The sequence below is a fragment of the Acetobacter sp. P5B1 genome, assembly GCF_018811985.1.
GTDB lineage: Bacteria > Pseudomonadota > Alphaproteobacteria > Acetobacterales > Acetobacteraceae > Acetobacter > Acetobacter cerevisiae.
The window spans coordinates 18,728-27,446 of record NZ_JACRVS010000038.1 but is presented as its reverse complement, the minus strand read 5'-3'; the positions used below and the strand labels follow the sequence as shown (position 1 = coordinate 27,446).

Sequence of the window (8,719 nt, the reverse complement as noted above, 5' to 3'; positions counted from 1 at the left end):
CTTCCTGTGGAAGCCGAAGCTACGCATTCCCGATATCTACGAAAATCCTGCAAACCAGAAAGCATTCGGGCAGCTTCTCGATACCTGCCTGTGTTGCAATACCGACGAGCACGTGGTCTCGGCCATCCACGCGATCGATGCCCGGAAGATAAAAGGGCTGGGACCAGCCGTCGCCAATCTGCTGTATTTCCTGCATCCTACGATCATGCCGCCTTTCAATACGGCAATCGTGAACGGCTATAACGCCTTGACCGGATCAAAGATGAAGTTGGGCCGATGGGAGGAATATCTTGCCATGCGGCAGGGCATTCTGAAGCTGAATGCGACCTATCGTTCGCTGCTGTCCAATGATCTGGGCGCTATCGGAGGACTGCTGTTTGATCTCGGAAGCGGACGCTATACAGCGCCACCTCTCGAGGATAACGAAACAGCGCGGAAACTCTGGGAAGCCGATCTTCACCAGGTGAGGGAGCAGAGCGCAAAAGAGGCTCGGATACTGGCAGCAGAGCGGGAAACGGATCATACCCATACCGAGATTCAGGGCTGGCTTCGCGATCTGGGGCATTCTCTGGGTTACGATGTCTGGATTGCGGCCAATGATCACAGTCGTCCATGGCAGGACGGTAAATTGGGGGATGGCTGCCTGTCGGTGTTGCCAGGGTTCACGACGGAAACGCAGGGAGCGGAATCCGTGCGTCTGATCGATGTCCTATGGCTAGACCGGGACAGCCACAGGATTGTGGCAGCCTTCGAGGTCGAGCATTCAACGACCATCTATTCAGGCATCGTGCGCATGCTGGATCTTGCTCTTGGGTCGGAAGCGCAGGCTCTGGAAGGACTGTTCCTTGTTGCTCCAGACAAGCGGGAAGCCGATGTGCGCGAACAGTTGAAGCGACCGGCCTTCAGCAGGATTGCCGATCTGAAAGTCCGGTATCTACCTTATGGGGCGCTGGAGAAGGATCGCGCAGCTATCGCCCGCTTTGGTCACGGACTGAAGCCTGTCCAGGCGATTTCGCATGCTTTGACACCGATCTGATGTTGTTATCGGCATAAGAGCAAAGATGCTAAACTTTTCTCAGACTCCGGGGTCGGGTTTGCAACGATGATAATCCGGCAAGAAGGCGATGGCAGACACCACTCATAGTCAGGAAACACAGCACGCGGTGATGATCCAGCCGCCTAGCAGTCTCACTGTGCTTTCCCTTCTTTCCATTCTGACAGGTGTCGTTGTCGGAGCGGTCTGTGGGACATTCCGGCTGTTACTTGAACATGCTGCGGGGTTGAGAACGGCATTGGCGCTTGATGCCCTGCACCCGTTTTCCGCCAGTCTGTTGCTGATTGCGATCGGCAGCATCACGGCCTTCATCGCGGCCTGGATGGTCAGGCGGCTGGCGCCTCTGGCTTCTGGAAGTGGGATCCCTCATGTCGAGGCCGTCTTGGCCGGACTTGCAACACCAGCTTCTGTCGGCCTGATCCCGGTCAAGTTCATCGGAGGATTGCTGGCCATCGGCGGAGGACTAGCGCTGGGGCGTGAGGGGCCGAGCGTGCAGATGGGTGCCACGGCTGCCAATACGATCGGTCGGCTGTTACGGTTGGGACCGGCGGATTGCCGGTCATTGCTGGCGGCTGGTGCCGGAGCTGGACTGGCGACAGCGTTCAATGCGCCAGGCGCTGGCGCGATCTTTGTGCTGGAAGAGCTGGTCGGCAAATTCGAGGCGCGAACCGCCTGTTCCGCACTCGGTGCTTCCGTGTCCGCCATCCTTGTCGCCCGCGCGTTGCTGGGCGGTGATCCTGATTTCGTGGTGGCCGACAGTCCCATGGTCATCAGCGTTTCAACGCAGTTGCTGTTCTTGCTGACGGGGCTTGCAGTTGGCCTGCTCTCGGTCGTTTACAACCGGACAGTTCTGACCACGTTACGGCTGGCTGAACGGATGAATGCCAGCGTGGAAATCCGGGCTGCGGCAATCGGCGCGATCGGTGGGCTGATCGTCTGGCTTACACCTCACCTTGCTGGTGGAGGCGACTGGATCACGCAAAGCGCCATCGATGGAACGCTGATCTGGACAGCGCTGCCAGGATTGTATGCCCTGCGTCTGGTCTTCGGCTCGATTTCCTATGCTGCAGCAACGCCGGGTGGCCTCTTCGCTCCCATGCTGGCTCTGGGTGCTCTGGCGGGCCTGGGCTGCGGAGATCTGGCCCATGTTCTGGCGCCCACGCTGGCGGGGCGGACCACACCCTTTGTTGTGGTCGGTATGGCGGCAATGTTTGCGGGAGCGGTGCGGGCACCTTTGACCGGGATCATTCTTGTGACGGAAATGACCAATACGCCCAGCCTGCTGCTTCCGCTGCTTTCGGGCAGTTTTGCCGCGATGTTCGTGGCCGACGGCATGGGGGAAGCACCGATTTATGAGGCATTACGCACCCGCGCCGCGGCCGAAAAACGCTAGGTTCAGTCTTTCCCCCGACCAAGCCGAAGCGCGTTAGTGACAACCGTCACGGACGACAGAGCCATGGCCGCGCCGCCGATAACCGGTGAGAGAAGAAGCCCGCAGATCGGATAGAGCACACCGGCGGCGATCGGAATGCCGATCCCGTTGAACAGGAAAGAGAAAGCCAGGTTCTGCCGGATGTTGCGCATGGTCGCATGGGCAAGCCGTCTGGCCCGGACCAGTGCTTCCAGGCTGCCATGCGCCAGAGTGATCCCGGCGCTTTCGATCGCTACGTCAGTGCCGGTTCCCATTGCGATCCCGACGGATGCGGCCGCAAGAGCTGGAGCATCATTCACGCCATCGCCCGTCATCGCGACATGTGCGCCCTGCGCCGTCAGGTGTTTGACGATATCGGCTTTGTCCTGTGGCTTCAGACCGGCATGGACTTCCGCGATATTTCCCGCCTGCGCCGCCACAGCCTTCGCCGTCGCATCGCTGTCACCCGTGAGCATGATGATCCGCAGACCATCGGCGTGGAGCGCCGCAAGAGAGGCCCGCGTATCCGCGCGGAGAGGGTCCGCCACGGCGATCAGCCCGGCGAGCCTGCCGTCTACCGCCACAAACATCACCCCGGCTCCGGCTTCACGATGCGCCGTCGCGCTAGCTTCAACAGGGGACGCATCAGCGCCAGCCTGCTTCAGACACTCGGCATTGCCCACGACGACGACATGGCCCTCAACGCTGCCGCTCACGCCCAGTCCCGGCTGCGACTCGAAATGGGTAAGAACGCCGGGCTCCCCATGGCGGTCTTTCAGGCCCTGAACGATAGCCTGTGCCAGAGGATGCTGGGAGTGTGTCTCCACAGAGGCGGCATAACACAGCACATCGTTTTCCGGCCAGCCATTGGCTGCCTCCACGGCGATGAGCTTGGGGTGTCCTTCCGTCAGCGTGCCGGTCTTGTCCACAACCAGCGTATCCACCCTGTCGAGCGCCTGAAGCGCTTCGGCATTGCGGACCAGAACGCCCTCGCGTGCGCCCCGCCCTGTACCGACCATGATTGACATGGGCGTGGCCAGCCCAAGCGCGCAGGGACAGGCAATGATCAGCACCGAGATGGCATTCAGAAGAGCATGCCCAAAGCGCGGAGCCGGTCCAACGGCGTACCATACGATGAAAGTCAGCACGGAAATAGCCAGCACCAGCGGGACGAACCATCCGGCCACCCGGTCGGCCACGGCCTGAATGGGTGCGCGGCTGCGCTGGGCGGTGGCAACCATCTTCACGATCCGCGCCAGCATGGTATCGCTGCCGACGGCCTGCGCTTCGATTTCGAGGCTGCCATTGCCGTTGATCGTACCGCCAGTCACCGTGCTGCCGATCTTTTTGGCAACGGGTGCTGGCTCCCCGGTAATCATGGCTTCGTCAACGCTGGATGTGCCATCGAGAACCCTGCCGTCGACAGGGATCGACTCTCCCGGCAGCACCCGCAGTCGGTCTCCGACCACGACAGCGTCCACGGCTATGTCTGTCGGCTGCCCGTTCTCTCCGATACGGTGAGCCTGTTTTGGTGTGAGATCCAGCAGGGCGCGGATGGCATCACCAGTGGCGGCACGTGCACGGAGTTCCAGAACCTGTCCCAGCAGAACCAGCGCAACGACCACGCCCGCCGCCTCATAATAGACCGGCAGGGCTCCGTCGGGCATCCTGAAGCTGGTTGGGAACACCCCTGATGCGAGCGTCGCGGCCAGACTGTAGCCAAACGCGGCGCCGACGCCGAACATGATGAGCGTGAACATGTTGAAGTGACCGGTCCGCAATGAGGCGAGCCCACGCTGGAAGAAAGGCAGTCCTGCCCAGCAGACAATCGGAGTGGTCAGCGCAAGCTGAACCCAGGGAGACCATGGTCCCGGAACCAGATGCAGGCCGACATCGCCACTCATGGCAATGAGCATCAGAGGAACCGCAAAAAGCACGGAGACGATCAGACGACGTCTGAAATCATGCAGTTCGGGGTTTTCCGTCTCTGCTCCCGTCGGTTCCTCCGGCTCCAGCGCCATGCCACAGAGCGGACAGTTCCCCGGATGATCCTGCCGGATCTGCGGATGCATCGGGCAGGTCCAGATCATCCCCAGCTTGTCCTGTTCGGCGGAGGAAGGCTGTTGGGGCTCATGATGGCAGTTCATGCCCTGCATGGGCGCCGCCTTTTCCTGCGCTTCCTTCGCAGGTTCCAGCGTCATGCCGCATTTGGGGCATGTGCCGGGATGTGCCTCCCTGATCTCGGGGTGCATGGGACACGTCCACACCATGGGAGGTGCGCTATCAGTCTTGATGAAGGCTGCCGGATTGGCTTCAAATTTCTTCTCGCAATGTGCGCTGCAGAATGAATAGCTGTGCCCATTATGCTCGCGCTTGAACCGGCTAGTAGCCGGATCAACCATCATGCCGCATACAGGATCGCGTGTTTTCATGGGGACTGACGGGCTCGTCGGCATTGTTTTCGTCCTGACCGTGAGAGTTGAGAATTTCGGAAGCGTCAGCGAACCGCCGGAAGTTGCGACGGCGTCATTTTACGATCTGATTCCGGGATGAACGTGATTCAAAATCTGGGCAAGCATGAACCCGAAGAAAACCGCGATCATGCCGAGCACGAGTGAAATCCCGACATTCAGACAGGCCCTGCCGAGATGACCGTTCTGGAGCAGGTCAAAGGTCTGGAGGCTGAAAGAGGAAAAAGTGGTGTAACCACCGCAGACCCCGACCATGAATACAAGGCGCGTCGTGTCAGAAATATGCACCCGTCCTCCTGCCGCCGTCATTGCTGCAAACAGGGCTATGGCGAACGAACCGGTGAAGTTGATCAGGATTGTGCCCCAGGGAAGGCTATGGCTCCAGCGGGCGGTGGCGAGACCCACCCAGTAGCGAAGCAACGTCCCTGTGGCGTCTCCAGATGCAATCAGGAGGGTCGGCAGTATGTTGGGCAGCATAGCGCTTCTTTCCTGCGATCTGCGGTCAATGATGGGTCAGGATCGGAAGCGTGGCGTGTGAGAGGATATCCTGTGTCGGTCCGCCAAACAGCCATTCGATAAAATGCGGGCGGCTATAGGCCCCCATGACCAGAAGATCGCCTCCAGCCTTCAGGGCGTGCTGTCGGATTTCTTCTCCCACATCAGATGAGGCAATGACAAAGCGATCAATGCTGACAGTCACACCTTTTTTCCGGAGTTCTTCCGCGATGGGCGGTTCCGCTACCTCGTTTTCACGATCCTCGCCGATTACAATGCTGACATGGGAGGTCCGGTCCAGAAAGGGCTGAGCAGCGGCCATGGCCCGGTCAAGGGCTGATGAAGGATGCCAGGCAATCACCGGATGCCTCCCAACGGTCCCATGATGCTGCAGCGGAGCCACGACCACCGTGGTGCCCGCATCATATAATGCTCCGCTGAACGCCTGCGTGACCTCCTCGGGATCTGACGAGCGCGGGCGGCTGAGAACCGTAATATCGGCGTTCATAGCCTCACGCGCGACGGTTTTGCGGACATCCCCTGCGATTTCTATCCATTCGGCCGCGTGCTCGCCGGTGAGTCCGGCTTTCCATTTCTGGAAGATGTCGCGCAGGGCGTCCGCTGTTGCGGAGACTTTCTGAGCAAAACGTTTTTCTTCTTCGGGGCTGGGCATTCCTTCATCAGGCATCTGATAATCGGGATTGTCCTGAAGTTCAGGATGGAGAACCCTGATCAGCGGATGACCGAGACGGGCGGCCAGTTCACATGCTGTCTCAAGAGTATAGGTCGCGGTTTCGATACGGTCGAGAATGGCAAGAATACGCATGGTCTGTGCTCCTGAAATGATGATGGCGCACTCTCTGTCAGGGCGTCGGCTGCATACCGAAACGCCAGGATTCAGCGGGCTTGAAATAAAGCGACGTACCTCTCAGCAGTGCCTCGTGGGAGAGGCAGAATGCCTGAAGCTGCTCATGGTCGCCCAGAATATCGACATAGACCGACAGAAGCGTATTGGGGATTTCCCCCAGTGTCTGCTGGATTTCCCCACTTCTCCAGAAGCCGTAATGTGCAAAGTGGGCATTCGAGCAGGTGAAGCCTGCTGCACGGGCCGCATGGACGATGTCACGATAGAGAGGACGGCGCTGGAACAGGCGGGTAAAAGGTTTCTGTTGTCGGCTTTGCGCCCGTGATGCGGACGTCATGAAAATCCGGAGAATACCGGCAGGTTCTGTCAGTAGGGTGGGCGTCTCGTGCATGGCTTATTTTCCGGTTTGTGTTGCTGGGTCAGAGGAGGTCTGGGTGCCGGTTTTCCGGACCCGCCGCCCGATGAAGCCACGGGCCTGCCGGAGCGCCATGCCCGCCGTAATGTGAGGATGTGCGGCTTTTGGAACACCGATGCGCTGGGACAGGTAAATCCCGGAATGACCGGAGCAGAGATAGGCAATAAAGCAGCCCGTCGCGATGTAGATGACGTCCGTAGCGCCAAACAGCTCGACCCCCATGAAGGTACAGGCCAGAGGGGTATTGGCCGCCCCCGCAAAAACAGCCACAAACCCGACTGCCGCGAGAAGATCGGTCGGCACGCCGAGAAAGGTGGACAGCGTATGTCCCAGACCGGCGCCAATGAAGAAAAGGGGCGTGACTTCCCCGCCCTTGAAGCCGGTCGACAGGGCGGCAACCGTGAAGACAAGCTTCCACAGCCAACTCCACGTATAATCACCCGGATGGAAGAAATTGAGGATTGAGGCACCATCAGGCGTGGCCGCCACCACACCAAGACCGAGATAGTCCCGTGATCCGGCGATGAAGACGAGCGCGATGGTCAGTACGCCGCCAATGGCGGGACGCAGCCAGGCAATGGGGCAAAGCGTGCGGAAAACCGGGCTGAGGCGGTGAACGGACTCTGCAAACAGCAGGCTGGTCAGGCCGAAGCAGACGGATGCCACACCGACCTTCAGCAGAAGCACCGGATCCGTATGAAAGATCTGGCCGGAAAGATCAGGATAGCCGGCAAACCCGATCCTGTAAGGGACGTGATGAATCCCCCAGGAATGACACACCATATCCGCGAGGATTGAGGCTGCCGCGACCGGAACAAGAGCACGGTAGTCAATACAACCGATACTCAGCACTTCCATGGCGAAGACGGCACCCGCGACGGGTGTTCCAAAGACCGCGCCAAATCCTGCCGCGATCCCGGCCATCAGGATGATGCGGACCCCGTTGTCGTCCAGACGGAACAGGCGGGCGAACCCGGATGCGATACTGCCACCGATCTGGACCGCTGTTCCTTCCCGGCCGACTGAGGCCCCGAACAGATGGCTGACGACGGTGGCGATCAGAACAAGAGGAGCCATACGCAGTGGCACACCGCCACCCGGTTCATGGATCTGATCGACGATCAGATTGTTACCCCCTTCGGCGGAACGCCCGAACCAGTGATACGCCAGCCCAACGACAACGCCTGCCACCGGCAGGAACCACAGCAGGCCGGGATGGGCGAAGCGATAGTCGGTGACATGATCGAGCGCCCAGAGGAAGACGGCGCATAACGTGCCGACGCAGGCTGCCATAGGCAGCAAAAGCCCGCTCCAGCGCAGAACGGCGAGAATATTTACTACGATGGAATTCTGAAACAGCGGAAGACGACCCATGACCCTGAACACACTCCTCCCTCACGTGCCATTATGGCGAGGTAGGAGTCATCAGCCCTTGGGGCGGTTCGACTTCTTTACGAAGTCAGGCAGAGTCCATTGCCGTTACGTCACACTACGATTTATCCGTTGCCTCATGTCAATGATAAATCTGTAAGGGGAAAAGAAACTTTGATAGCCTGACGAATAGGTTCAGACATTGCGCTTCCGCCTTCATGTCGGACATAAAAGTGGGTTGGCTCGCCTTTCGCATAACGGACATAGTCCGCGCAGTCCCCCGCTATCACTTGGAGCCGAGAGTGGGGTGATCGTTATGGGAAATAACCAGCAAGAATACAGGCGCTTAGGTTGGCCGTAGCAAGACACGCCCGAAGCCACTGGGCAGGGAGTATAAATCATTTGGATCGGGCAACGATGCTTTCGGTTTTCGGCCTTGACACGATGATGTTCGGTGCGGGCGGCAATCCAGATTTTATGGACAGCGTCAAGATTCATGAAGGCAATTCCGAACCCAACCAGAAGGTCGAGCCAGACCGAATGGTGGCCGAGCGTGATACGGAAGCAGTTTTCATTCTGGGTTCTATTGGCATATCGGACATAATCTTCAAGTAGTTCTGTGCAGCAGTGGCCCATA

The 8,719-nt window shown here is 59.2% G+C and carries 8 protein-coding genes and 1 riboswitch; of the genes, 3 read left to right on the top strand and 5 right to left on the bottom strand.

Going from position 1 to position 8,719, the window contains the following annotated elements:
• The coding region (locus KP703_RS14305; RefSeq protein WP_215755421.1) for a type II restriction endonuclease at nt 1-1,036 on the top strand (1,036 nt) is incomplete at its 5' end.
• Nucleotides 1,037-1,124: 88 nt separating this feature from the next.
• Complete coding sequence (locus tag KP703_RS14300; protein WP_233419922.1) at nt 1,125-2,447, top strand: chloride channel protein; 1,323 nt, start codon at nt 1,125-1,127, stop codon at nt 2,445-2,447.
• Between the two features lie 2 nt (nt 2,448-2,449).
• On the opposite strand, the gene KP703_RS14295 is transcribed toward KP703_RS14300, so the two are convergent.
• From KP703_RS14295 to KP703_RS14275, 5 genes are all read right to left on the bottom strand, one after another.
• Nucleotides 2,450-4,921 (bottom strand): heavy metal translocating P-type ATPase, encoded by a 2,472-nt coding sequence (locus KP703_RS14295; RefSeq protein WP_233419923.1) that lies wholly within the window; start codon nt 4,919-4,921, stop codon nt 2,450-2,452.
• A gap of 75 nt (nt 4,922-4,996) precedes the next feature.
• A complete protein-coding gene (crcB, locus tag KP703_RS14290; protein ID WP_062248285.1) occupies nt 4,997-5,413 on the bottom strand; it encodes a fluoride efflux transporter CrcB in 417 nt (138 codons plus the stop codon).
• A 25-nt stretch (nt 5,414-5,438) separates the two neighbouring features.
• Complete coding sequence (locus tag KP703_RS14285; RefSeq protein WP_062248287.1) at nt 5,439-6,257, bottom strand: universal stress protein; 819 nt, start codon at nt 6,255-6,257, stop codon at nt 5,439-5,441.
• 37 nt (nt 6,258-6,294) lie between these two features.
• The gene (locus tag KP703_RS14280; RefSeq protein WP_215755420.1) at nt 6,295-6,687 is read right to left on the bottom strand and encodes a DUF190 domain-containing protein; all 393 of its coding nucleotides are present in this window, start codon (nt 6,685-6,687) and stop codon (nt 6,295-6,297) included.
• A gap of 3 nt (nt 6,688-6,690) precedes the next feature.
• Nucleotides 6,691-8,085 carry a voltage-gated chloride channel family protein gene (locus tag KP703_RS14275; protein WP_173571121.1) on the bottom strand — a complete coding sequence of 465 codons (1,395 nt, stop codon included), beginning with the start codon at nt 8,083-8,085 and terminating at the stop codon, nt 6,691-6,693.
• A gap of 35 nt (nt 8,086-8,120) precedes the next feature.
• Nucleotides 8,121-8,198, bottom strand: a riboswitch (Fluoride riboswitch).
• A 286-nt stretch (nt 8,199-8,484) separates the two neighbouring features.
• On the opposite strand from KP703_RS14275, the gene KP703_RS14270 reads away from it, so the two are divergent.
• Nucleotides 8,485-8,697, top strand: a complete 213-nt coding sequence (locus KP703_RS14270) for a hypothetical protein (RefSeq protein WP_233419885.1) — start codon at nt 8,485-8,487, stop codon at nt 8,695-8,697.
• The last annotated feature ends 22 nt before the right edge of the window (nt 8,698-8,719 follow it).